At 57.8% G+C, this 1,196-nt stretch carries 1 protein-coding gene; it reads right to left on the reverse strand.

Annotation, left to right across the window (positions count from 1 at the left end):
* Positions 1-78: 78 nt before the first annotated feature.
* Positions 79-1,113 carry an IS110 family transposase gene (locus tag HGP14_RS35115; RefSeq protein ID WP_168834376.1) on the reverse strand — a complete coding sequence of 345 codons (1,035 nt, stop codon included), beginning with the start codon at positions 1,111-1,113 and terminating at the stop codon, positions 79-81.
* Between the last annotated feature and the right edge of the window lie 83 nt (positions 1,114-1,196).

Here is a 1,196-nt window from a genome sequence, read left to right on the forward strand (position 1 = left end):
CCTTGGGCCGACTGACATAGGTGCGTTATAAGTCTCCTGCTCTTTTACCAACGACGTTCACGACATAGCGTCGTGTTTTCAGGCTCCGGCTAGGACCGGTGTTATTCGATAGGGTTCGTTACGGCTCATCATTGCCCAGGCAACCCGCGCCATCTTGTTGGCGAGCGCTACCGCCACCACTTTCGAGGAGCGACGCTCCATGAGGTTGACGAGCCAGGGGTGGCGACTATGACCCAATAGCTTCGCTCGCTTGATCACCGCCAACGCGCCGACGACCAATAATTGCCGGAGGTATCGGTTTCCAGCCTTGCTGATGCCTCCAAGCTTCTCCTTGCCGCCGCTCGAGTTTTGCTTGGGTACTAGGCCGATCCAGGCGCTCAGATCACGCCCGGAGCGGAAGACGGTCGGATCGGGGATGCTGGCCGCCAATGCCGTTGCTACCAAGGGGCCAACACCTGGAATTGCTTCGAGCTTGCGGCTGAGATCATTGGCGCGATGCCATTTCAAAATCCGCCGATCCATGTCCAATATGCGCTGCTTCAGCAAGTCAACTTGATCTGCCAGTGCTGAGAGACATAGGTACGCCTCTGCCGGTATCTCAGTCTTTTCGCCCTTACGGATAAGATCAAGAAGTGCCTGCAGCCCATTGCGCCCGACGCCCGCGACGATGCCGAACTCGGCAAGATGGGCGCGAACAGCATTGATCGTCATCGTGCGCTGGCGAATGAACAGCATACGGGTACGATGAAGCATCAGGATCGACTGCTGGTCCACTGTCTTGATCGGGACAAAGCGCATGTGTGGTCGCATCACCGCTTCGCATATGGCTTCGGCATCAGCCGCATCGTTCTTGTTGCGCTTCACGTACGGCTTCACATAGCGTGGCGGCATGAGCCGCACCTCGTGACCGAGCTTCGTCAGCTCTCGCCCCCAATGGTGGGCAGTCGCACAGGCTTCCATGCCAATCAGGCACGGTTTAAGGCCTGCAAAGAACTGAGCAATATAACGGCGCTTCAGTGGTCGACGAACGACGGCCGTGCCGGTTGCGGAAATGGCGTGCACCTGGAACACCGACTTAGCAATGTCGAGTCCAATCGTGGTAATCTCTTCCATGGATGGCTCCTCCCATGCGGTTCCTAGCAACACCGCAATCTTGGCACATCGCGATGCCGGCGGAGGAGCCGTCCACAGCATCA

Source organism: Rhizobium sp. P32RR-XVIII (genome assembly GCF_012641395.1).
Taxonomy (GTDB): Bacteria; Pseudomonadota; Alphaproteobacteria; order Rhizobiales; family Rhizobiaceae; genus Rhizobium.

Excerpts from the sequence above, each read along its gene's own strand:
- HGP14_RS35115 (WP_168834376.1), bottom strand. The coding sequence starts at position 1,113 with ATGGAAGAGATTACCACGATTGGACTCGACATTGCTAAGTCGGTGTTC.